The 23,926-nt window shown below is 41.5% G+C and carries 15 protein-coding genes and 1 pseudogene; 6 read left to right on the top strand and 10 right to left on the bottom strand.

Features of this window, described 5'->3' with window-relative positions; translation table 11 throughout:
- The first annotated feature begins 150 nt into the window (after window positions 1–150).
- Genes Q0X72_RS06145 through Q0X72_RS06135 form a run of 3 tightly spaced genes read left to right on the top strand, consistent with a single transcriptional unit; the run spans window position 151 to window position 3,636 of the window.
- On the top strand, window positions 151–636 hold the full coding sequence (locus Q0X72_RS06145) for an acetyl-CoA carboxylase biotin carboxyl carrier protein subunit (RefSeq protein ID WP_297762928.1): 486 nt from the start codon (window positions 151–153) through the stop codon (window positions 634–636).
- A gap of 13 nt (window positions 637–649) precedes the next feature.
- Window positions 650–2,092, top strand: coding sequence for an acetyl-CoA carboxylase biotin carboxylase subunit (gene accC, locus Q0X72_RS06140; RefSeq protein ID WP_297762927.1), 1,443 nt, complete (start codon window positions 650–652; stop codon window positions 2,090–2,092).
- Between the two features lie 2 nt (window positions 2,093–2,094).
- A complete protein-coding gene (locus Q0X72_RS06135) occupies window positions 2,095–3,636 on the top strand; it encodes an acyl-CoA carboxylase subunit beta (protein ID WP_297762926.1) in 1,542 nt (513 codons plus the stop codon).
- A gap of 24 nt (window positions 3,637–3,660) precedes the next feature.
- On the opposite strand, the gene Q0X72_RS06130 is transcribed toward Q0X72_RS06135, so the two are convergent.
- The 4 genes from Q0X72_RS06130 to nagB all read right to left on the bottom strand — a co-directional run bounded on the left by Q0X72_RS06130 (window position 3,661) and on the right by nagB (window position 9,655).
- The gene (locus Q0X72_RS06130) at window positions 3,661–4,737 is read right to left on the bottom strand and encodes an anhydro-N-acetylmuramic acid kinase (RefSeq protein ID WP_297762924.1); all 1,077 of its coding nucleotides are present in this window, start codon (window positions 4,735–4,737) and stop codon (window positions 3,661–3,663) included.
- Between the two features lie 9 nt (window positions 4,738–4,746).
- A complete protein-coding gene (locus Q0X72_RS06125; RefSeq protein WP_297762922.1) occupies window positions 4,747–6,363 on the bottom strand; it encodes a glycoside hydrolase family 3 N-terminal domain-containing protein in 1,617 nt (538 codons plus the stop codon).
- Complete coding sequence (locus Q0X72_RS06120; RefSeq protein WP_297762919.1) at window positions 6,329–7,606, bottom strand: MFS transporter; 1,278 nt, start codon at window positions 7,604–7,606, stop codon at window positions 6,329–6,331. Before Q0X72_RS06120 ends, Q0X72_RS06125 begins: the two co-directional genes overlap by 35 nt.
- A gap of 105 nt (window positions 7,607–7,711) precedes the next feature.
- On the bottom strand, window positions 7,712–9,655 hold the full coding sequence (nagB, locus tag Q0X72_RS06115) for a glucosamine-6-phosphate deaminase (protein ID WP_297762916.1): 1,944 nt from the start codon (window positions 9,653–9,655) through the stop codon (window positions 7,712–7,714).
- 174 nt (window positions 9,656–9,829) lie between these two features.
- On the opposite strand from nagB, the gene Q0X72_RS06110 reads away from it, so the two are divergent.
- Both Q0X72_RS06110 and Q0X72_RS06105 read left to right on the top strand, forming a co-directional pair.
- Window positions 9,830–10,579, top strand: coding sequence for a DeoR/GlpR family DNA-binding transcription regulator (locus Q0X72_RS06110; RefSeq protein WP_297762914.1), 750 nt, complete (start codon window positions 9,830–9,832; stop codon window positions 10,577–10,579).
- A 2-nt stretch (window positions 10,580–10,581) separates the two neighbouring features.
- A complete protein-coding gene (locus Q0X72_RS06105; RefSeq protein ID WP_297762911.1) occupies window positions 10,582–11,397 on the top strand; it encodes an N-acetylmuramic acid 6-phosphate etherase in 816 nt (271 codons plus the stop codon).
- A 2-nt stretch (window positions 11,398–11,399) separates the two neighbouring features.
- Here Q0X72_RS06105 and Q0X72_RS06100 read toward each other — a convergent pair whose 3' ends face one another.
- Together Q0X72_RS06100 and Q0X72_RS06095 are read right to left on the bottom strand one after the other, a co-directional pair.
- Window positions 11,400–11,810, bottom strand: a complete 411-nt coding sequence (locus Q0X72_RS06100) for a cytochrome c (protein ID WP_297762910.1) — start codon at window positions 11,808–11,810, stop codon at window positions 11,400–11,402.
- 18 nt (window positions 11,811–11,828) lie between these two features.
- Window positions 11,829–12,950, bottom strand: coding sequence for a PQQ-dependent sugar dehydrogenase (locus tag Q0X72_RS06095; protein WP_297762909.1), 1,122 nt, complete (start codon window positions 12,948–12,950; stop codon window positions 11,829–11,831).
- A 135-nt stretch (window positions 12,951–13,085) separates the two neighbouring features.
- Here Q0X72_RS06095 and Q0X72_RS06090 point away from each other — a divergent pair, with 135 nt between their 5' ends.
- Window positions 13,086–21,425, top strand: coding sequence for a T9SS type B sorting domain-containing protein (locus tag Q0X72_RS06090; RefSeq protein WP_297762906.1), 8,340 nt, complete (start codon window positions 13,086–13,088; stop codon window positions 21,423–21,425).
- A gap of 37 nt (window positions 21,426–21,462) precedes the next feature.
- On the opposite strand, the gene Q0X72_RS06085 is transcribed toward Q0X72_RS06090, so the two are convergent.
- From Q0X72_RS06085 to Q0X72_RS06070, 4 genes and pseudogenes are all read right to left on the bottom strand, one after another.
- Window positions 21,463–22,221: a hypothetical protein gene (locus tag Q0X72_RS06085; RefSeq protein ID WP_297762904.1), complete on the bottom strand. Its 759-nt coding sequence runs from the start codon at window positions 22,219–22,221 to the stop codon at window positions 21,463–21,465.
- A gap of 152 nt (window positions 22,222–22,373) precedes the next feature.
- Window positions 22,374–22,784, bottom strand: coding sequence for a cytochrome c (locus tag Q0X72_RS06080; RefSeq protein ID WP_297762902.1), 411 nt, complete (start codon window positions 22,782–22,784; stop codon window positions 22,374–22,376).
- Between the two features lie 27 nt (window positions 22,785–22,811).
- Window positions 22,812–23,396: a hypothetical protein gene (locus Q0X72_RS06075; protein ID WP_297762900.1), complete on the bottom strand. Its 585-nt coding sequence runs from the start codon at window positions 23,394–23,396 to the stop codon at window positions 22,812–22,814.
- A gap of 1 nt (window position 23,397) precedes the next feature.
- Window positions 23,398–23,926 (bottom strand): annotated as a pseudogene (locus tag Q0X72_RS06070) (polysulfide reductase); the annotation flags it as partial.

Here is a 23,926-nt window from a genome sequence, read left to right as displayed (position 1 = left end):
ATTTGAGATTTTTATAAAGTTATTTTTGGCATAGTTGCCAGGATTTAATCAAATTAGTAAACTTTCACAGACTGAAGAAAATAAAATTTTACGACCATTCTTTTTTTCTATATATTACCTTCATCTCAACCTTGAAATTTTAAATAGCATATGTCTCAACGCTTTAAAGTCTCTGTTAATGAGACCTATGAGTTTTCCTTTTCTGAGGAAGACCTTGTATCACTCGATGCCCTTCAAACCTCTTCAACCAAATACCATGTGTTAAAGGAAGGCAGGTCCTTCGCTGTGGAGGTGATATCTAATACCTTTCACGACCGCACATATCTGATCAAAGTTAAAAATGAGACCTATGAGGTTACATTAAAGAATGAATTGGATCAACAGATCGCCGAGATGGGATTTTCTCTCGGATCTACTAAAAACATAAGTAATATAATGGCTCCAATGCCTGGCCTTATACTCGATATTAATGTCAAGGAAGGGGAATTGGTTGCCGAGGATTCTCCCCTCCTTATTCTGGAGGCTATGAAAATGGAGAATATTATTACCTCCCCCCGGGAAGGTGTCATCAAAAGTATCGCTGTTAAAAAAGGAGATACGGTAGATAAAAAACAATTACTGATCTCTTATGAGTAAATCTCTTTAAAGAATGAAAAAAATACTTGTTGCCAATCGCGGAGAAATTGCAATCCGGGTAATGAAAACAGCCCGGAAAATGGGTATAAAAACAGTGGCCGTGTACTCTTCTGCAGACCGGAATGCTCCTCATGTGCAATTTGCTGATGAAGCCGTGTGGATTGGGGAAGCCCCATCTAACCAGTCGTATTTGAATAGTGCAAAGATCATTGAAGAGGCAAAACGCCTTAAGGTAGATGCGATTCACCCAGGCTATGGCTTTTTAAGTGAAAATGCAAATTTTGCTGAAGCTGTCACAAAAAGCGGAATTATCTTTATTGGGCCTAAACCCAAGGCTATAAGGATGATGGGTAGTAAATTAGCTGCAAAAGAGGCGGTAAAACACTATGATATTCCAATGGTTCCGGGGATCGATGAGGCAATATCTGAGGTAGAAAAGGCCAAATCTATTGCCAAAGAGATCGGTTTCCCGATCTTAATTAAGGCTTCAGCCGGTGGAGGTGGTAAAGGAATGCGCATCGTAGAAAAGGAAAAAGATCTGGCTTCCCAAATGGAACGGGCTATTTCTGAAGCTACTTCTGCCTTTGGAGATGGTTCGGTCTTTATTGAGAAATACGTAAGCTCACCCAGGCATATAGAAATACAGATCATGGCCGACAGTCATGGCAATATTCTTTATTTTTTCGAACGGGAATGCAGTATTCAGCGAAGGCACCAGAAAGTGGTGGAAGAAGCTCCATCGGCTATTCTTAGTCCTGAACAAAGACAAGAGATGGGGATAGCGGCAACCAAGGTTGCCAGAGCCTGTGATTATCTTGGAGCTGGCACGGTAGAATTCCTAATGGATGCGGAACTTAATTTTTATTTTCTGGAGATGAATACCCGCCTGCAAGTAGAACATCCCGTCACAGAGCTTATTACCGGCGTAGATCTGGTAGAGTTACAGATCCGGGTGGCCAGGGGGGAAGCACTTTCCATGAAACAAGAAGATTTAAAAATAAATGGACATGCCTTAGAGCTCAGAGTCTATGCGGAAGATCCTCTTTCTAATTTTTTACCCAGCGTAGGATCCCTACATACTTATCGGCTGCCAGAAGGGGAAGGTATCCGAGTAGACAATGGATTTGAAGAAGGTATGGAGATCCCCATTTATTATGATCCTATGCTAGCCAAATTGATCACCTATGGAAAGAGTAGGGAAGAGGCCATACAGATCATGATAAAGGCCATTGATGCCTATATTGTAGACGGGGTGCAAACCACACTTCCGTTTGGCCGATTTGTCTTTGAACACGAAGCTTTTAGATCTGGAAATTTTGACACTCATTTTGTAAAGAATTATTACTCCCCTGAAATCCTAAAACAAAAGGCAGATGAGGAAGCTGAAATTGCCGCACTTATTGCCCTGAAACAATACCTGACGGATCAAAAAATACTGAGAATCCCAACTCCATAAAAATGAATACAACGAAAAAAAAATTAGATGACCGTATTGCCCAGGCCTTACAGGGTGGGGGTCAGAAACGTATCGACAAACAGCATAAGAAAAAAAAGCTGACCGCCAGAGAACGTGTAGAATACCTTTTGGATGAAGGATCGTTTGAGGAAATGGGTATATTGGTTACCCATCGCACCACCGATTTTGGGATGGACAAAGAAATTTATTACGGCGATGGAGTTGTAACCGGTTACGGAACCATAGATGGAAGATTGATCTATATCTATGCGCAGGATTTCACGGTATTTGGAGGAGCACTTTCTGAAACACATGCGGAAAAGATCTGCAAGATCATGGATCTGGCGATGAATGTTGGGGCACCGGTAATCGGACTTAATGATTCTGGAGGAGCGCGTATACAGGAAGGTGTTCGATCGCTTGGCGGGTATGCCGATATATTTTATCGAAATGTAAAGGCATCTGGGGTTATTCCGCAGATCTCAGCCATCATGGGACCTTGTGCGGGAGGAGCAGTATATTCACCTGCCATCACAGATTTTACCCTTATGGTAGAAGATACGAGCTATATGTTTGTGACAGGTCCCAACGTTGTAAAAACAGTGACCAATGAAGAAGTGACTTCAGAGGAATTAGGTGGGGCAAGTACACATGCTATTAAATCTGGTGTGGCTCATAAAACATCAATAAATGATATTGTATGTCTCGAAGATGTTAAGAAATTACTGAGCTATATGCCGCAAAGCAATCGCGAAAAGGCTAAAGACCTTCCTTATGAACTAGGGGAAGAAGTACGGGAAGTTTTAGATGGTTTGGTTCCTGAAAACCCGAACAAACCCTACGATATGCACGAGGTAATCCAGGGCCTCATTGATGATGATAGTTTTTACGAGATCCATAAAGACTTTGCTGAGAACATAATTGTAGGTTTTGCAAGGCTTGCTGGCAGAAGTATTGGTATTATAGCTAACCAACCGATGTTCCTTGCAGGAGTTTTGGATGTAAACAGTTCAAGGAAAGCGGCAAGATTTACTAGGTTTTGTGATAGTTTCAATATACCCCTTCTAGTTTTAGTTGATGTGCCAGGGTTTTTGCCCGGGACGGACCAGGAATGGAATGGGATCATCGTAAATGGGGCCAAGTTGCTCTATGCCTTAAGCGAAGCAACAGTTCCAAGGATAACCGTAATTACACGGAAAGCCTATGGAGGGGCTTATGACGTTATGAATTCTAAGCATATTGGAGCCGATTTCAACTACGCCTGGCCCACTGCAGAGATCGCTGTAATGGGTGCAAAGGGCGCCAGTGAGATCATTTTCCGCAAAGAAATAATGGAAGCTAAAGATCCGGTACAAAAACTAGCTGAAAAGGAGGCAGCGTATGCAGAAAAATTTGCGAATCCTTTTAGGGCGGCAAAAAGAGGATTTATCGATGAGGTCATTGAACCAAAAGATACACGGCGAAAACTTATTAAAACCTTTCGCATGCTCGAAAAAAAGGAGGTAACATTACCGATAAGAAAGCATGGAAATATTCCCTTATAATTTAAATTTTATCGTTGGGCCGGCTTAACATGGCAGGTATACCACTCCGGAAGATGAGTCTTTGCTGGCGCCTGTTACCGAATGCAATACGTTGATCTCTTGTTCCAAACGCAAGACACCCATAAGACAAAAAATCAGCGCTTCTTTGAATTCAATTAGCTGGTTTGAAGGAATCTCAAGTTTGATCTTTTTTCCTAGCTTGTCTTGCAAAACTTCGGTCAGGTAGGTATTAAAAGCACCTCCCCCTGTGATCAATAAGGTTTTTTCATTTTTAATCGTAAGCAATTTTAACTGCCGGGCGATCTGTTCGCATATGTGGTGAACCGATGTGTGCAATAAGGATTCAATGGAAGCGTCTTGCTCTTTAATCAATGGGACAATTTCTTTTGAGAACCATTCATATCCCGTAGACTTTGGGTAGGGCAGCGCGTAATAAGCAAGAGAATTTAACTTCTCAAACAACTGCGGAAGCAATGTTCCCTTGCGTGCCAAGGTTCCTCCTTTATCATATTTTAATCCTTCACCTGCCGCAATATAATTGAGTAACATATTGGCTATCCCAATATCATAAGCTATTCTCTTATCATCCAGAACAAAAGATATATTGCTAATTCCTCCAAGATTAAGGCAAAAATCATAGGTTCCAAAGAGCATATGATCGCCTATTGGAACAAGCGGAGCTCCTTGCCCACCCAGGGCTACATCGTTTGTTCTATAATCGCAGATGGTCTTGATGCCACAGGCGTTGGCCAGATGCTGACCCGATCCTATTTGAAATGTAAGGCCTTTCGCAGGTTGATGGTGCACCGTATGCCCATGACTCGAAACAAAATTAACTTCTAACTTTTCTTTCTCAATAAATTGCCCAACTTGTTCTCCCAGCCATGTACCGTATTCATTGTGCAAACAAAGTAACTGATCTGCAGGCAATCTAATAGCCTCCTGTAAGCGAGTCACTCGTTTTTTGCTGTAAGGGATACTTTTCGTCTTTTCAATCTTGAACTCCCACCTGGTCAAAGGTTTCCATATATGGCAATACACAAGATCGAGTCCATCCAGCGAAGTACCAGACATCATTCCAATACCTTTATATATCTTCATACTGTTCTCTTATAATGACACAGGCAATGAACCAACGGCCTTCGTATTGCCCAAAAAATGTGCTGCTGCATTTTCTTCGAAACCCTTTAGATCCTGGTATGCGATTATTATTGCAGAGACCTTTTTCAGGGGTAACAACCTAAGGAAATACGGATTTCCAAACAAATATAAAACTACGTCATATTTGCGAATAAGTTCAATAAGAATCTCAAGTTGAAGAGGGTCCATGCCAAAACTAAGCTGCGGTTTGATGCTGGGTGGATATACCGCGATCAGTAGTTTGGAGTTTGCGCCTAGGGCCGATTTTATGTTCTTAAAAGATCGATCGCGTCCCAACAAACTTTGGCTTCCGGTACGTTCATTAACAATATCGAAAAAGGCGGTTAGTTTGCTTTTGCCAAATTGGATTCCGTAAAAACCAGATCCTAAAAATTCTGAAAGTATTTCCTGAGAGCCTTTGTAAAATGTAAGACATTTTCCAGCTATGAGTGCGTTCAAAGGATCAGGATCGCTCACTGCGGGAAGATTGGTTGAAGCCTGGCTTATCGCTTTTATTTTTAATGCCCAGACCCTATTAAAGCTCTCTTCAATTTGAGAATTAGTCGCTTTTTTTAAGATAGCGTCGATCCCTTCTTTGACGTTTTCTGCAAAACAAAGGATATCATTCCCGGCGTTAAAGGCAGCCCATTCCAGGCCACCCTTTTTTGGGAAGGTCTTGGAAACACTGTGCATGTTCAAAGCGTCTGAAACTACCACTCCATCATATCCCAACTCCCCTCTAAGCAATCCTTTGATGATCTCGTCCGAAACAGAAGCTGAGACCTGTTTTCCTTTGGTAAAGGCGGGTACAGATAGGTGCCCTACCATCACAGCGTCTACATTATTTTTTATCAGTTCCATAAATGGATAGAGTTCTTGCTCAAAAAGGTCTTCTCTATATTTATCGATCACAGGTAGGCCCAAATGCGAATCTGTGGCTGTATCACCATGCCCCGGGAAATGTTTCGAACAACCGAGGATCCCTGCATCCTGTAATCCTTTGGAAAAGGCAATTGCGTTAGTGCTAACGTCTTTTTTGTTACTTCCAAAAGATCTGTATCCTATAACAGGATTATTCGGATTATTATTGACATCTGCTACCGGAGCAAAATTCCAGTGAATGCCGGCAGCTTTGCAATCGCTACCTACTTTTTTTCCCACCTCATAGACCAATTGCGGGTCATGTGCGGCTCCCAAGGTAATGGCATAAGGGTATTGAGGAGTTTCTTCAACTCGCATAGCAAGACCCCATTCTGCATCAATACTGATTAGGAGCGGGTATTTGGCCGCTGCGCTATATCGGACAATCAAATCTTTTAGGACCTGAAAGCTATTCTTATTGTAGGTTATTTTCTTTTTCCCTTCGTAATTGGTAGCTGCACTGGCCCTGCTGTGAAAGAAGCAAATACCTCCAATAGATTCTTTGCGAATCAGAGATTCCAAAGATTTTATGGAAGCCTCGGAATCGTTAATAAAGGCTGCAGGCATAAAAAATTGACCAATTTTCTCCCGATCAGTAAGTATGCATGTTGCCTCTTTAAAAGGCATTATGTTAGTAGGTACTGTTGTCTGCTCCTTTTTTTCCATAATCGGGAGGATATTTGATATATTTTAAGAGAATGAACGAAGGTAGCGCCGCTAAAACAACCCAAATGAAGAAACCATCATAGCCCAACCATTCTTGCATATACCCACTGATAAGACCGGGAAGCATCATTCCCAGTGCCATAAATCCGGTTGCGAGAGCATAGTGAGAAGTTTTAGATACACCTTCGGCAATATAGATGAGATATACCATAAATCCTGCAATTGCAAAGCCATAGCCAAATTGTTCCAATATTACTGTGGTTACAACAGCAGCAATACTATTGGTATTGGTAATAGCCAGGAAGGCATAGAATGCATTTGGAATATTGAGTGAGAGTACCATAAGAAAGAACCATTTCTTTAAACCGTGTCTCGAAATTAATACTCCACCTAATATTCCTCCAATAGTAAGCATAATTACTCCTATGGTGCCGTAAATTGTTCCTACTTCTGCCGTGCTATATCCAAGTCCACCTGCCTCCTTAGGATCGAGTAAAAAAGGAGAGGCCATTTTCACTAATTGGGATTCCCCTAACCTGAAGAACAAAATAAAGGCCAGAGCCATTCCTATTCCGGGTTTCTTAAAAAAGGTAGAGAATACTTCTAAAAAGCTATTTGGTTTTTCGAGGGTGATTGCACTAGAAGATTCAAATTTAGGGGTAGTAAAATAATTGGCGACCGTTAGGGCGAACATTATGATTGCCGCACAGATCATGGTGACGGACCAGGCCTTTGTATTGTCCCCGTAATAATTTTCTAAAAAACCCGCCAGGATCACCAGCAAACCCTGTCCGGTAACATTCGCTAATTTATAGAAGGTACTGCGTACTCCTACAAAAAACGACTGTTTTTCCTGAGTTAGGCCAATCATATAATAGCCATCTGAGGCAATATCGTTTGTGGCAGAGGCAAAGGCCGCCATCCAGAAACAGGCCAGGGTAGTTATAAAAAATATGTTTGTAGGAAGCGCAAAACCGATGGCCAGGAAGGACAAGGAAACGATTAACTGCATCAGCAAGAACCAATTTCGTTTTGTGCTTTTCAGATCAAGGAATGGACTCCACAGCGGTTTTATTACCCAGGGCAGATAGAGCCAACTAGTGTACAAGCCAATATCTGCATTACTAATCCCCAGCTTTTTGTACATGATTACTGAAACGGTGACTACCATAACATAAGGTAGTCCCTGCGTAAAATAAAGAATAGGAACCCAGGCCCAGGCCCATTTATCTTTTTGTATCATGTATTAGTATCAAGGCTAAATTTAAAACTTTCACCGGGCTTAGCGCCCTTCATTTTAAAAAAAGACCATACATTCAATTTCCTTTTTAGCTGGAGATATTATTTATCACATAAAATGATACCTGACAAATCCTTCCATGGCCTCATACTCAGCTAGTCCCAGGGCATTGTATTTGTTGGCTGTTTTCTTATTTCGTTGTTCTGCACGTTGCCAGAATTCTCTGTTATCATTACCGGGAAACATGGCACTGTCCTTTTGAGACTGATGTTTAAATATGGCATTTTTCTTTCGTTGCATATCTTTTGGACCAACAGGTACTGCCATTTCCATATCGGCAATATCCCATTCTTGCCAGGCACCTCTATAAAGCCAAACATAACAATCCTTTATCCAGGCAGCTTTTTCTTTGACTAGTCTATCCAGTGCTCTGTAAATGATATTCAGACACACCCTGTGCGTACCATGCGGGTCGGAAAGATCCCCCGCAGCAAATATTTGATGAGGCTTTATCTTTTGCAGGAGTTGGTACGTTTGTTCTATGTCTGCCTCGGAATAGGGTTTTTTCTTCACCGTTCCGGTTTCGTAAAAAGGCAGGTTTTGAAAGTGAGCATTCTCTTCTTTTACCCCGCAATAACGGCAGGCAGACAGCGCTTCACCCTTGCGTATCAACCCTTTGAATTGTTGTATTTGAGGACTATCTACCTGTCCCGGATGTTTCTGATCTAAAAATGCTCTAACTTCTTTAAATTGTTTTTGTAGTGCCTCATTGTCATTTTGGATATCCTTGGCAAAATCAAGGAAGCGGATCACTTCATCATCGAAGACCGCGATATTTCCTGAGGTCTGGTAGGCTATATGAACATCATGCCCCTGATCTACCAGTCTTAGTAGCGTACCACCCATGGAGATTACATCATCATCTGGGTGCGGACTAAACACAAGCGATGTTTTTGGGTACGGATCTTTGCGCTCCGGCCTATTACTGTCATCTGCATTGGGCTTACCACCCGGCCAACCGGTAATAGTACGCTGCAACTCGTTAAAAACAATAAGGTTTATATGTTCTGCAGATCCTATTTCGGCAACCAGGCTCCCCATTCCGTATTCATTGTAATCCTCGTTGGTCAATTTTAAGATCGCTTTATTGAGTTTCCCCGAAAGCCAGATAGCGGCTTTTTTTGTCAAGGTATCATCCCACTGACATTCGCTTACCAGCCAGGGGGTATTTACCCTTGTTAAATCAGAGGCTGCTGCCTCATCGAGGATAAAGTCACAATTTGGATGATTTTGAAGGAAGGTAGCAGGCACGGATTCCCGAATTGGGCCTTCCACAGCCTGATTAATAATATCGGCTTTGCCTTCACCCCAGGCCATCAGAATAATTCGTTTTGCAGAGAGAATGGTACCAACTCCCATGGTGATAGCACGGGAAGGAACATTTTCCAAACCAAAGAAGTCGCTTGCAGCATCTAGTCTTGTAACCCTGTCTAGTCTTACCATCCTGGTTTTACTGATGATGGAGGATCCTGGTTCGTTGAATCCGATATGCCCTGTTCTGCCGATACCCAGCACCTGTATATCTATTCCTCCTGCCTTTTTAATTTTTTCTTCGAAGGCGGCACAGTAGTCGCGTACATCTTCCTTTTCAAGGCTACCGTCAGGAATGTTTACATTTTCTTTCTTTATATCTATGTGATCAAAAAGATGTTCGCGCATAAAACGAACATAACTGTGAATTGAATCTGCTTTCATGGGGAAGTACTCATCCAGATTAAAAGTGACCACATTCTTAAAGCTCAAACCTTCTTCCTTGTGAAATTTGACCAGGATGTCATAAACCTTGGTAGGTGTAGAACCAGTAGCAAGTCCTAAGACTACCTTTTTTCCACTCTTTTGCCGCTGTCTTATAAGTTCGGCAATTTCGTTGGCAACGTAATAAGAAGCTTCCTCAGAATTAGTGTGAATGTGTGTTTTGATCTTTTCAAACTTTTGTGATTCCTCGTCTGTTGGAAAGGAAATACCTTCAGGTAAAAGAGCAGGTGATATCATAATTAGATTACATATTGTTTTATACGAGGCAAAAATAGAAAATAAAATCTACATCTGCAGTATTTTGCAATAAAAAATGCAATAAAATGCAATAAATAGTTTAAATTTGTATGAAACAAGAACAAAACGGCATAATATTGAATTGAGTATCTTTGCCTAGAAAGCGTTTCCTACATGTTAAAAGAAGAAAGACAACAGCTAATATTAAATGAAGTTGAATTACACAATAGGGTGTTGTTAACAGACATTGCAGAACATCTTGAAGTTTCTGTAGATACAGTTCGCAGGGATGTGAAGGAGCTAGATTCAGAAAGTAAATTGAGGAAAGTACATGGGGGTGCCATATCACTGGGATATACCCATACTGCCTCGCGCAGCACCAATGTGTATGCCCTTAATGAAAAAATGGTGATTGCCACAAAAGCAGTGACGCTACTTAAAAATGGTGCAGTTATTTTTATTGATGGCGGAACAACCTGTCTTGAGATGGCCAGAACAATTCCACCAAAACTAAATCTGACTTGCTTTACTTATAGTCTGCCGGTGGCTCTGCAACTTGCCGGGATGCCCAATGTGGACCTTATTTTTATTGGAGGGCGAATCTCTAAGGATGCAATGATCTCTAACGGATCCTATACAATTCAACGCTTATCTGAAGTTAAATTCGACTATTGCTTTATTGGGACAGGATATGTGGATTCATTGCATGGGCTTACAGAGTTCGACTGGGATGTGGTTCAGCTTAAGAAAGCTGTTATCCAGGCTTCTAAAAAAACAATACTTTTGTGTATATCTGAAAAACTGAATTCCCAACATCGTTTTAAGACCTGCGATATCAATGCCATAAATACGATGATCACAGAACTTCAACCAGAGAATACCCTTTTAAATCTATTTAGAAACCAGGACATCCGTTTATTGTAATTATGACCAACTTTAAGAAAATCACCGAAAATTCCTCGGAACATGAGAGTCTCGAACTGATGTCCACAGCAGATCTTCTGTCTAATATAAATATGGAAGATCAGAAAGTGGCAAGAGCAGTAGCCGCTGTTATACCTCCTATTGAGACCCTGGTAAACGCCCTCACCGAGCGATTTTTACAAGGGGGTAGACTGTTCTACATAGGCGCAGGAACCAGCGGAAGGCTGGGCATTCTTGATGCCTCCGAAATTCCACCAACCTTTGGGCTTCCGCATGATCGCGTAATTGGCCTCATTGCAGGTGGCGATTCTGCTATCAGAAAAGCAGTAGAATTTGCGGAAGATGATACCCAACAAGCCTGGAAAGACCTTCAGGAGTTTGATATAAATGCATTAGATACGGTGGTTGGTATAGCTGCCTCCGGAACTACCCCCTATGTACTGGGAGGAGTAACTGAAGCCAGGAAACAAGGACTTTTAACGGCTGGTATCACCAATAACCCGGGTTCTCCATTGGCACAGGCCGTGGAGATTCCATTAGAGATCAACGTGGGTCCCGAATTTGTTACCGGCAGTACCCGAATGAAAAGTGGTACTTCTCAAAAACTAGTACTCAACATGATCTCGACTGCCCTTATGATCCGCATAGGTAGGATTAAAGGGAATAAAATGGTGAATATGCAGTTGAGTAATAACAAATTAGTAGACAGGGGTACCAGGTATTTAATGGAAGGCCTGCAATTAAATTACAAAGAGGCTGCACAAGTCCTAAAAAAATTCGGGTCGGTAAAAAAGGCCATGGACAACTATAAAAAGTAATTTTATCTGGGGCCTACCTCAGCAACTTCTTCCGGCGTCACCATTTTTTCAGTAGTGTTCCCCCAAGAGGTAAGAATGTAATTCATCACATCGGCAATTTCTTCATCTTCCAGACCCAAAGGCATCATAGTGTTGTCATAGGAAATTCCATTCACTACCATTGGACCTCGTTGTCCAAATTTTATTCCTCGAATACTGGCGGTTTTGTTATTAAGTAAATAATCTGACCTGGCTAATGGAGGATACACATAGGGCACGCCTTCCCCGGCAGGAAGATGACAAGTTACACAGAAGTCCTGATAAATAACAGCTCCTCTTGCCTTACTTTCCTGAAATGAACTATCCTGCTGAAGCCCAAGAAAAATCCCGGTTAAACCTATTGAAAAGACAACCAATACAATTTTTATGAACATAAAAAAAGAACTGATTTTTTACGATTTAGGAACCAATTTGTAAATACCTTTTCCTTCTACTGCCACATAGATATAACCGTCCGGACCTTGTCTTACATTTCTAACCCTTCCGATATCTTCGAGTAATTTTTCACGATAGGTAACTTTCTCGCCTTCTAGTTGCATTCGTTCCAGATATTGAAATGAGAGAGACCCTACCAAAAGATCACCCTTCCAATCAGGATACACATCTGAGGTAATAAAGGTCATGCCACTTGGTGCAATAGAGGGCACCCAGTAATAAATGGGTTGTTCCATTCCTTCCATTTCAGTTTTATCCGTGATAGGTGTCCCGCTATAATTGATGCCGTAAGTGATCACCGGCCAGCCATAATTGGCGCCCTTTTTTACAATGTTGATCTCATCACCGCCTCTGGGACCGTGTTCATGGATCCAGATAGCACCCGTCCCAGGATGCTTAAGCATCCCTTGTGGATTTCGGTTGCCGTATGTATAAATAGCACCTTTTGCACCAGTTTCATTGACAAACGGGTTATCCTGTGGAATGGACCCATCATCATTGATCCTATAGACCTTACCACCATCACGAGTAATATCTTGCGGATTTACATCCCTTTCGCCTCTTTCTCCAATAGTAAAATATAAATAGCCATTATCATCAAATTCCAATCGGGATCCAAAATGCTGACCTCTTGTAGTATTGGGGCCTGCCTTGTAAAGAACTTCAATGTTGGTAAGTGAATTGCCTTCCAATTTGGCCCTGGAAATAGCCGTATGCCCACCTTTATCAGTTCCTTCTTCCGAAGAGTAGGACAAATAGATCCACCCGTTTTCTTCGTAATTGGGGTGTAGTTCAATATCCATTAAGCCTCCCTGACCTCTGTAATATACCGCCGGGACATTAGAAATATTGGTCTTTTCACCATCCTTATAATGGATCAATTCCCCCGATTTCTCAGTGATCAACATACTGCCATCTGGCAAGAAAACCATACCCCATGGGATTTGCAGGTCATTTACGATTAATTCGGCCGAAATGATTGTTTGCTCGGGTGTTTTTATCGAATTATCAGATTTTTGGGCACAGGAGGTGAAGGTCATTACAACGAAAAAACAGCTAATTAGGATACTTTTTTTCATATTCAAACGTTAAATTATTTAATAATAGAAGGTCTTTAAAGACCAAAGATAAATAGAAAACTATAAGTTCAATAACTACGCTCTGAATATACTGACCCCAAATCAACATATTCTTGCCATAATATGGATTAACCTATGCTCCCTAAAAAATCTAGGCATTTTGTGTATGCCGTGCTTTGGTTGGCTTTTTGTATCGTAGGTACTTCAGCCGTCGCAAACCCGAACATATACAGGTTTATTTCAAAGCTCGATAATACAGCTAAGTCGGAGATAGTATCCAATGATGCTATTACAGAGGCTGATCTTTTAGTGACTAATACCCCGTTCAGTTCCGAAATAATGATCTCGGAGGCATCTCCCATGTTTGTTACTATAATACTTGGAGCCAACGAGGAGGTTACCTGTCCCAACGACGGTAGCACATTGGCTAAATTCTTTCTTTGTGGTACAAGTGATGTTAGGACCATAGGTTTAAGTCAATCCGGTTCTTCCTACGAATGGCAAAAATTAGATCCCAACCGTTGTGCTGCCTCCGTTATTGAGGATTGCGCAAATACAACAAATACATGTTATGACACTGTAGGTACCGGAGCAACCTATGATTTGTCTAGCAGTGGGGAGTTCAGAGTACGCGTAGACGGTGGACAGTACTATTATTTTAAATCTACTCTCAATCCACTGAATCCGCAACTTATTAAGGAAGATATTATCTGTGGTAACCCGGGAAGAGTAGAGATCACTAATGTACCTGCTGGTTATGAATATAGTCTTAACAGTCCTGCAGGTCCTTACCAGGACACTCCATATTTTGATATTACAGCACCAGGAAACTATATGGTGTGGGTTCGACTTAAGAATGTATCTGCAAGTTCTTGTTTATTTCCTTCTAATACGGTTACAGTTGCAGACCTTAATATCAATGTAGATGTCACGGCTAATGATATATTATGTAGCGGTCAACTAGGTAGTATTGATGTACAAGTTACGGGGGTTCCCGGCTTTTTTACATATAGACTTATCAAGAATGCAGTAACTGTAGATACTTTTGGACCCGATGCTGCAAACAATTATACCTTTGCCAATGTAAGTCCTGGCACCTATAGTGTGCGAGTGGAAACAAATAAGTGTAATGAGCTTATTACCCTGGATGTAAATTCAAACCCTATCGTAATAGGTAATGGTATAAGTCCGATCGCCGTTTCTGCTACCGCAAATGATAGCTTTGGTTGCGGGGCCGCCACAGTAGACGTAACCCTTGATACTTCAGGAGGTACTTCACCCTACAGATATAGTCTGGACGGTGGTGTTAGTTTTAGCGCACCGTATGCACCTTCAACCGTTTTTACTGTAAGTGCTGCCGGCACCTATAATATTTTAATTGAAGATGCCAATGGCTGTACAAAAACGGCAAGTGTGGATGTACAGGATCTTCCACCGCCGGTATTTACAGTCACTACCCTCGATGCAAATTGCGGAGGGATCAATGATGGGAGTATAACGGTTAATATTACCAATGGATTTGGGTATAATTTAGAGTACAGTAATAATAATGGAGTAAGCTACCAGAGTAGTAATGTATTTACCGGCCTAGCTCCTGGCAGCTATGACGTAATGATCCGCTACCAACAAGGTAGTTTTATCTGTACAACTCCGGCAACAATTGAAACTGTTGGAACACCTTCAAATATCACCGCTACTGCTACGGCCGATTCTGTGCCCAGTTGTTTGAATGAGAATGGCGGACAAATTACTATTTCCGGAGTATCCGGAGGTACAGGGCCATATGACTATAGCCTTGGAGCCGGATTTAGCGGAACAACAGTATTTACTAACCTTGGTGTGGGAACTTATACCCCGCAGATCAGAGATGCAAATGGTTGTGTACAAAGCTTGGCGCCCATAATTTTCAATGCTTTGAATAAGCCTACGGATATGGATTTTACCATTTCCAGTATCGATTGTCTTACCAGTACAGCCTCGGTTACCGTAGCTGTTACAAATGGTACAGCACCTTTTACTTATGAAATTATTGCCCCGGCAGCTAGCGCCATCAATAACGGGAATAATCCTGTTTTTACAGGTTTGGGATTAGGTACATATACATTTAGAGTAACCGATAATGAAGGTTGTTCATACGATGAAGTATTTGCAATAACGGATATCAGTTCAATTTCAGTGCAAGCTCAGGCAACCAAAGTGGTCACCTGCGTTGGAGATAGCGATGGTGAAGGACGATTCCTGGTCGATGGTTTTGCAACTACCTATAGTTACAGCATTGATGCCGGACCTTTAAATACGGGTGAATCTAACGGCATTATATCCCTGACCGGTTTAAGTGCCGGCAGTTATGTAATTAACGTTACTGATGAGGATACGAATTGTTCTGATACAGCTACACTTGTTATTCAGGAACCTGCAGTTGCTTTCGCGATCGGTAGTCTGAATGTCACTCCAATGAGTTGCCAGAATGGAAATATTGGTAGTGTTACCATCAATACCGTCGGTGGATGGGGCGGAAATCGCTATACGCTAACTCAACCAGACCTTTCAATAAGAGGGCCAAAGAATGGTAATACTTTTTCCAATTTAACTCTAGATGGCCTGTACCAGGTAAGTGTTACAGATGCAAACGGTTGTACCATTACAGACAGCTTTACCCTTACCGTATTAGCAGCCCCGGTTTTGACCATTGATACTGCGTCTAGTGATTATTGCTATGACAATGTAGACCAGGCTACCATTGCTGTAAATGCTGCAGGGGGATTACCACCTTATCAATATAGAATTAATGGCGGACCTTGGGTAGGAGGGAGTTCCTTTAATGGACTTACTCCAGGTGCCTATTCAATAGAAGTGGCAGATGCCAATGATTGTAGAGATACCGTTTCTGTTACTATTGAGCCCGAAATTTCGGCCATTGCGACAACCATTACTGAACTAAATTGTGGTGGTCCACCAGCTGAAATACAGGTTGTTATCAGCGATGGGTACCCTTCAGGAGGTGACTACGATATTTACGAAGTGAGTATAGATGGGGCACCTTATACTTCTAGTGCAACTAATATTACAGGTAACTCCTTTGTCTATAGTATTCCTAATGATGGTTCTCTAATTGCCGATACAACCTTTCAGTTCTTAGTGACAGATAGCAGAGGATGTACTACAGAAACTAATGTGGTTACTATTTCGCCACCGGAATCTATAGTTGGAACGGCTACTCCAACCGATACAACTTGTGGGGAAGATAACGGGATTATCACATTAACCGCGGATACGACTTTTGGGGTGCCTCCCTATGAATACAGTGACGATAGTGGAGCAACTTTTGGACCTCAGAATGTGTTTTCTGGCTTTGCCCCCGGAGTATACAATACTTTTATGATCCGGGATAGCCGTGGATGTACCACACCGTTACTTTCAGCAACCATCAATGCCAGTGCAGCGATCGATGCTACGGTTGTAGCAAATGATGCCGTTTGTGCTGCCCCTACGGTAGAAGGATCTATTGATGTAACAAATGTTGTGAACGGTACTTCCCTTTATACCTATATAGTACAAGACATAAATGGAACAACAATTACGACCGTTGGGCCAACGGCACTAACTGCTGTTAATTTTCCAAATTTAGTTCCGGGAACCTATACTGTCATTACCCAGGATGCATCGGGTTGTGAAGACAGGGATACCGTTACCATAATACAAAATCAGATTATCCTTACACCGCTTGATGTGCCACCACTTAACTGTACGGACCCCTGGATTACGTACAGATTTCAGGCTAGTGGCGGTACAGCACCGTACTTGTTTGGTTTAGTGGGTAATCCGCTGGTTCCGGCCAATGTCAACGGGATTGATATCCATGATTTTGCAGGGCAAGTGACTTTCGGCGTTACTTATTTTGTCCAGGTTCAGGATGCATTGGGATGTATCTATATAGAACAAATTGATCCAATAGTAGGTCCTTCACCACTTTCGGTGATCGCAACTGCCACATCGGCCGCATGTGCCCCTAATTCGAATGGAACTATCGATTTCGAGGTTACCGGGATAGGCTCTCCGGCAGACATAACAATACAATTGCAGGATACCAATACCGGAGCAATTATAAGTGGACCAACATCACTTACGAACGAACCTATTCCCTACAATGGCTCATTCACCGGATTGCCGGCAGGGAACTATCAGATCATCGTTCAGGATGATAACACAAGTTGTAATGCAAGTACACTGGTAGATATTGTTCCCAATGTCCCCGCCATTGTCATAGATGATAACCAACCTGCTAACTGTAATGTTGGAGCACTGGTCACAGTACGCGGAAATGGAGGAACACCAGCTTACGGTTTTGCCTATGTGCCCAACGGGAACCCAGCACCGGGAGTGTTTACAGCACAGACCACCTATGAAATTGCCGGACCATATCCTGCCGATTATGATTTTTATGTGCAGGATAGTTTTGGATGTACAAGCTTTACAACGGTTACGGTTACCACAGATCCCGGAGTTCCTGTACCTACAGTAGATGTTAGTAATCAGTGTACTGCTGTGGCAAATTATACCATAGACGTAACCAGTCCTTTAACAACAGGTCCGGCCCCAGAAGACACCTTTCAGTACGATATAGGTGGAGGTTTCCAGAGTAGTCCCAATTTTACAGTGCCTAATCCCGGAGATTACACCATAACCGTTAGAGATGGGAATGGATGTACAAATACTGTTATAGCGAGGGTATTCGACTTTTTTGCGATATCTGCAAGTGCTACTACCGAACCAACATGTAATGCCGGGGACGGTGTCATCACGGTAAATACAAGCGGAGGTAGTGGTAATTTTGAATATGAATTGGATGATGGAATAAATCCACCTATAGTTCAGCTAAATGACCCAGTCTTTATTAATCTTCTTCCAGGTAATTATACCATCCTGGTGACAGATCTGGATTCTAATACCATTCCTTTATGTAACGATACTGTTACGGTAGACGTAACGGTGGTTATAAATCCGGTGATCTCTGCTACACCTAAAGGAGATATTACCTGTAACGGAGCCAATGATGGATATATAGCAGTAGAATTACAACCCGGAACTGATACAGACTCACCCTTCTCTTTTATCTTATACGATGGAGGTACGGCTACCATTGTTCAGGGTCCTCAGGGGGTAGCTCTTTTTGATAATTTAGCACCCGGAACCTATCAGGTAGAAGTGATCTCGGATAGGGGATGTACAGACAGATCTGGCGATGTGATCATCACAGAACCTTCGCCTTTACAGATCAACGCAGTGAATACAGATTTTACCTGTGATCCCAGCAGTAACCGATTTAACACTGCCACAATTACCATTTATACCGATACCAATGGTGATGGTAGTGGCATTGATACCGGTACCGCACCGTATACCTACAGTATGAATGACGGTACTCCTGCTTTTGACGGTACCAATTTCCAGACCAGTAATACTTTTGAGGTGATCGATAATGGTACAAATCAAACTATTATTCTCACGGCCAGGGATCAGAACGGATGTGAAATCACAGATACTATTACGATCAACGCTCCCACGGATCTGACCTTTACTTATTTGGTAAATCCGCTTAGCTGTGATGCTACCGGTGTTGGTGTAAATCCGGGATCAATAGAGATCATTATGGATCAAGGACCGGGTAATTATGATGTAGAAATACTTCCATTAGGATCTGCCCCGATCCAGAATTCTGGAGGAACGGACAGGGTTGTATGGAGTATCAGTACACCCGGAGATTATATCTTTAGTGTTACAGATATTGGCAACGCAGGATGTTCATACCTAACAGCTGTAGTTAATGTGCCGGAGTACAACACCATTGATGCAGTTATTGCTGAGGTAAAGCCTGTAACCTGTTTCAACGGCTCCGATGGAGAAATTAGCATACAGATAAATGGGTATACAGGAATTTATAATTACGAGGTGTTTTCAAGAGATAATACCGGTGTGGAAACTACTACCGGTGTAACCGGAACATTCGACACCAATATAGTTGGCCAAAATCCTGGTGTAATTACTGGCTTACCCGCTGGAAATCTTGTGGTACATGTAGAGGCTTTAGATACGCCTTTCTGTGATGCGGTAAGTAATGTCACAACAGTTAGGCAACCCGATAGGGCCTTAACTGTGGTAGCTCAGCAAACCGCTGAAGTAACTTGTGCTATTCCTGGAATTGGAGAGATCTTTCTAACCGGCGATGGTGGATGGGGAACCTATGAATATCAGGTTATTGCTCCAGACGGATTTACCGTTATTCAAGACTACCCAAGTACCAATATGAGTATTACTAATCTTTCGGAGGGCACATATACCATCAATATCCGGGATATTGAAGGATGTATAGCTACCAATACCATTACTTTATTATTACCTACGCCTATTTATGCGGATATTCAGATCACGACGCCCTTACAATGTAACAATGATAATAATGGTGTCATAGAGGCATTCAATTTAAGTGGAGGTCAGGGGGCAGGAAATTATCTGTATCAATTAAATAGAATTTCAGAAGGAACAAGCAGTGGATTACAAACCACTCCTTCCTTTGCAAATCTATCGGCTGGGGATTATACCATAACCGTTTTTGATGGATGGGCATGTAGTTATACAACCATCCCTATCACCATCTTAGATCCTGAAGTTGTGATCACTGAATTAGTAGAATTACAACCACCCGGATGTGGTGATATAGGTATTATGGAATTAACAGTCACTAATCCGGAACCGGGAATAAGTTATTTCTACAGAAGATCTGGCACTGCGGATCCTTTTATCCCGTTTAATACCTTAGATCCTTTAGCAACTGTTGTTCAGATTTCGGAAGACATTACGCTCGATCCGGGACCGTTCCAGTATGATGTGCAAAATTCTAATGGCTGTCCGTTTGAGATCTCCAACCAGATCTCTTTGGATCCGGCTGCACCGCTTGTAATCTCATTAGATCTTACCAATGCCACTATTAATTGTGCAGGGGAAGCCACCGGGATCATTCGTTCTGAAGCCTTTGGGGGAATAGGAAACTATGTCTATACCTTGTTGAATTCGGATGTGCCGCCTTTCCCAAATGCCTTAAATACTGAAAGATCTGCGCAAGCATCAGGAATTTTCAGAGATCTTGGTCCTGGTACGTACTGGGTGTATGCCGAAAGTGGAGGCTGTACGGCGATTTCCACCCCCATCACCATAGTAGATCCGCCGCCATTAGTCTTGGACTATTTGGAAGCAGTTCCTGTTAGTTGTTACGGTGATATTGATGGACAGATCATTATTGAGGCCAGTGGAGGAACAGGGATCATACGTTATTCCATTTCCGATCAGTTGAGTGAATTTTTCGAAGGAGACGATCCTTTATTTCCAAATAGAAAGACCTTCACCGATCTGGAACCAAGAAGTTATGAGATCATCATTCAGGACGAACTGGGGTGTACTATTACACAAACGGTCACCATCATGGAGCCCACTGAATTGGTTGCCGGTATAGGTAATTCTATTCCTGAAACTTGTTTGGGTGATGAAGATGGTTCGGTCACTGTAACTGTAAATGGAGGTACAGCACCTTATGAATTTTCCCTCAATTCTTCCGATCCGGCCGATTTTGCGCCTAACCCAACCATGACATTTAATAACCTCCGTGGAGGAGATACCTATGTGGTATTTATCAGAGATGCGAGGGGATGTGAGACCAATGTAATTGTCCCGGTAGGAATTGGCATAGAATTAATACCTGAAGCCCTTGTTAGTTATGGCTGCACTGGAATCTTCCCTAATAGCACTGCTACCGTATCTGTACAGGATATTACCCAATATCCGGAATTGATGTTCGCTCTGGATCCTGCAGATCCAACTGATGCTATTACCGCTCTGGCAGATATAGAACGTACATGGGGCGATCTTCCACCGGGTGACCATACCGTATATATTTACCATTCTAATGGATGTAGCACTTTTGTCGATTTTACGATTGATAGTTATGATCCGCTAACACTCGATCTGATCAAATCCGGGCCTAATGAGCTCACAGCAACTGCTACGGGTGGTTTTGGTGGGTATGAATATTTCTTCCAGGATGTTTCCTATGGCAGTGTAAATATCTATGAGGTGAATGCAGACGCTACTGTAACTGTGCGGGTAGTAGATCAGCAGGGGTGTGTAGCTGTAATGGCCATCCCGTTCGATTTTACCGGGATGCTCGATATTCCTAATTTCTTCACGCCAGACGGGGATAACAACAATGATGTCTGGTATCCTAGAAACAGAGATTTCTTCCCTAACATAGATGTGAAGATCTACGATAGATATGGTCGTGTTGTAGCTGTGCTAGACCAGGTAACTTCCTGGGATGGAACCTATGAGGGAAGTGAACTACCCACCGGTGATTACTGGTATGTAGTGAATGCCAATGACAAAGAAAAGCAACAGTATGTTGGGCATTTTACCCTTTATCGATAAGTGAATCTACTTAAAATAAATTCCTTAGAAGGAGACCTTAATCTACTAGTCGACCGTTTTCTATCAGAATAGGGTAGGAATAGCCGCTGCCAAAATCTGCATTCAGTCGCACAATACCGCGGATAGTTATCTTATTTCCTTTTTGTACCTGTTCATCGGAAGTAACAATAAGATCAAAATCGTCCTTGCTTCCATCTTTTAAATGTAACCAATTTCTATCCAGAATATTTGCATTCACTTTAACGCATTCCCCGCTTATGACTACTTCATTGCCCTCGTATTTCCCTGGATTATTAACGAGATCCGCAATTCGAACGGCACCCATAAAGATGGCAGCACTGTCTTGCTTGGCGATCACTTCTTTTATCACAGCGATCTTTTCATTACTTTTTTGGCTGCCATGGAAGGTACCTTCTATAATACCATGATCCTTTGGGACAAGAGTAGTCACCAGGAAAAGTGTGTCGAAAATTCGATCAAATTCTTTGCTCTCAAATTGAGTTTTCAGAAGTGATTCATTGTATAAATAGGGTTTTCCGATTTCCAGATCTTGTTTTTGAGTTGCGATCCAATAAAATTGTTCGCCTTCCTGTACCCTGGCGTAGATATATTTGGGAGTAGGTTGCAATTCCTTAATGACTACCTCACGCATTTCGTAATTCACCTCACTGCTTTTAGCATTTTTATCAATAGCCCTGGTGATGGTGTAGGGTTCAGCAGTTTTTGGGCCTTGTCTACAGCCAGAGAGTATTAGAATAATAAATACGGGTATTAGAAAGTTTTTATAGGTTGTCATTGTAAGTATTTCAATATCAGATTAGTGAATTTGTTTGGTGATTAGACCGTTTATTTAATCAAAAGTAAATGAATATATGACTATTCCATAAATAAGATAAAGAGTTTAGTTAATCCGTTTTTCAGCTAAGAGATGTAGTATAAGCTCAACTTTTACTTTAAGTTTTTTATATAATTGACTAACATCCATTGTTCCTCATCATCCGGAATCTTCTTTATAAAACTAGGCATGTCATCTCGTCCTATGAATGACTTATAGTACATGCTGCCGTCTGTTTGCTGTTTAAATGAAGCCTCTGTAAAATCACCAATGGGTGTATCAATCGATTTTGCTTTCGTTCCATCGCCCTTTCCTTTGGAGCCATGACATGATTTACAATGTTTAGCATATAAGATGCGTCCTATTCTTTCGTCATCTGCAGCGTCGGCATAAGGATTTACCATTTTTTGATATTTAGCAGGTACTTCCCACGAGTCTTGCAGGTTAGATTTTATAATAGTCATTGACAACAGAACGAAACTTCCTATAACTACTGTACTTAAAAGTATAAACTGTTTTTTCATGGTTAAAGGGTTTAAATGAATATCAACTTAAGATTTTACTGGTTTTATTCTACTGATTTTAAAGAGCTTAAAAATAATATAACCTATTATGAACCATATTACAAGAATCATACCACTAGTGGCCAAAACAAGGGTAATCGGAGCATTTGCTGCAGCTGCCCACAAAGATCTTTTTTCCTCAGATTGATCTAATGGAGTTGTTGGAACACCCCATTTTTTTAACACATTAAGGGTAAGATCATTATATAAATCAGATTCAATAATTTTGACCACGATTTCAACATTACCTTCAGTATCGCCCGGTAAATCATATGGAAATTCTATTTCGACAACTCCATTTTCGTCCGTAGTATTAAAAACATCTCCAATAGGCAATAAACTAAACGTTCTTGTCACAAAAAAATATAAATCGAGTTCTTCAATAGGTAAACCCGAGGCATCTACAGCTGTAGCTATGATAGTTTTGACATCATTTGCATCCGAGAAGGAAAGAGAGACTTCAGCAACAGCTAATGAATCCTGTGCATAAATATTAGAGTTACCTATGAAAAACAAATGCGTTATGAGAATGATTTTCAGAAAACAGCCATATAGATTTTTATTAGATTTCATTTTAGAAAATATTTTGTTCAAAGACGGTTTCAGAACCATGTTTATATTTTTTAACAGGGATTACCGGAAACAATTTAATAAGCACTGTAATAATTAGTAATAACCAGGCAAAAGATGATATGGTAATTGCCCATTCTTCCCAGGTTGGATTATAGTGTAAGTAGGACTCATCAACTCCCTGAATAGGTAAATATGGATGTTGAAGTGAAGGGATTACAATTAAAAAGCGTTTAAACCAAGCTCCTAGAACTACAAACACTGATATAATTAATATTGGCAGTGGTTTACGAAACCTGTTGAACATTAAGAAAATAATAGGTAAAACAAGTCCACCTAATTGAACAAACCAATACATGGGGGCATAATTACCAACAAAAAGTTCTGTGATATGTTCCCCTTCAACCCCTACCATTTTAAAAGCGGGGCCCAGATACTCATTAATATTAAAATATAGGTAAACGAGTGATAGGAGCACCAGAAGCTTACCCATCTTGTCAAAATGGATATTTGTGATGTACTTACTCAGTTTT

Origin of the sequence: uncultured Muriicola sp., from assembly GCF_947258935.1 — a bacterium.
GTDB lineage: Bacteria > Bacteroidota > Bacteroidia > Flavobacteriales > Flavobacteriaceae > Muriicola.
Note: the sequence above shows the minus strand (reverse complement) of the source record. Positions and strands in the feature narration are given on the sequence as shown.

What these genes read in the sequence shown, in the direction of transcription:
- Q0X72_RS06125 (WP_297762922.1), bottom strand. Translation starts at nt 6,363, where the DNA reads ATGGAAAAAAAGGAGCAGACAACAGTACCTACTAACATAATGCCTTTT.
- Q0X72_RS06120 (WP_297762919.1), bottom strand. Translation starts at nt 7,606, where the DNA reads ATGATACAAAAAGATAAATGGGCCTGGGCCTGGGTTCCTATTCTTTAT.
- Q0X72_RS06145 (WP_297762928.1), top strand. Translation starts at nt 151, where the DNA reads ATGTCTCAACGCTTTAAAGTCTCTGTTAATGAGACCTATGAGTTTTCC.
- Q0X72_RS06100 (WP_297762910.1), bottom strand. Translation starts at nt 11,810, where the DNA reads ATGTTCATAAAAATTGTATTGGTTGTCTTTTCAATAGGTTTAACCGGG.
- Q0X72_RS06075 (WP_297762900.1), bottom strand. Translation starts at nt 23,396, where the DNA reads ATGAAATCTAATAAAAATCTATATGGCTGTTTTCTGAAAATCATTCTC.
- Q0X72_RS06105 (WP_297762911.1), top strand. Translation starts at nt 10,582, where the DNA reads ATGACCAACTTTAAGAAAATCACCGAAAATTCCTCGGAACATGAGAGT.
- nagB (WP_297762916.1), bottom strand. Translation starts at nt 9,655, where the DNA reads ATGATATCACCTGCTCTTTTACCTGAAGGTATTTCCTTTCCAACAGAC.
- Q0X72_RS06090 (WP_297762906.1), top strand. Translation starts at nt 13,086, where the DNA reads ATGCTCCCTAAAAAATCTAGGCATTTTGTGTATGCCGTGCTTTGGTTG.
- Q0X72_RS06085 (WP_297762904.1), bottom strand. Translation starts at nt 22,221, where the DNA reads ATGACAACCTATAAAAACTTTCTAATACCCGTATTTATTATTCTAATA.
- Q0X72_RS06135 (WP_297762926.1), top strand. Translation starts at nt 2,095, where the DNA reads ATGAATACAACGAAAAAAAAATTAGATGACCGTATTGCCCAGGCCTTA.
- Q0X72_RS06130 (WP_297762924.1), bottom strand. Translation starts at nt 4,737, where the DNA reads ATGAAGATATATAAAGGTATTGGAATGATGTCTGGTACTTCGCTGGAT.
- accC (WP_297762927.1), top strand. Translation starts at nt 650, where the DNA reads ATGAAAAAAATACTTGTTGCCAATCGCGGAGAAATTGCAATCCGGGTA.
- Q0X72_RS06110 (WP_297762914.1), top strand. Translation starts at nt 9,830, where the DNA reads ATGTTAAAAGAAGAAAGACAACAGCTAATATTAAATGAAGTTGAATTA.
- Q0X72_RS06080 (WP_297762902.1), bottom strand. Translation starts at nt 22,784, where the DNA reads ATGAAAAAACAGTTTATACTTTTAAGTACAGTAGTTATAGGAAGTTTC.
- Q0X72_RS06095 (WP_297762909.1), bottom strand. Translation starts at nt 12,950, where the DNA reads ATGAAAAAAAGTATCCTAATTAGCTGTTTTTTCGTTGTAATGACCTTC.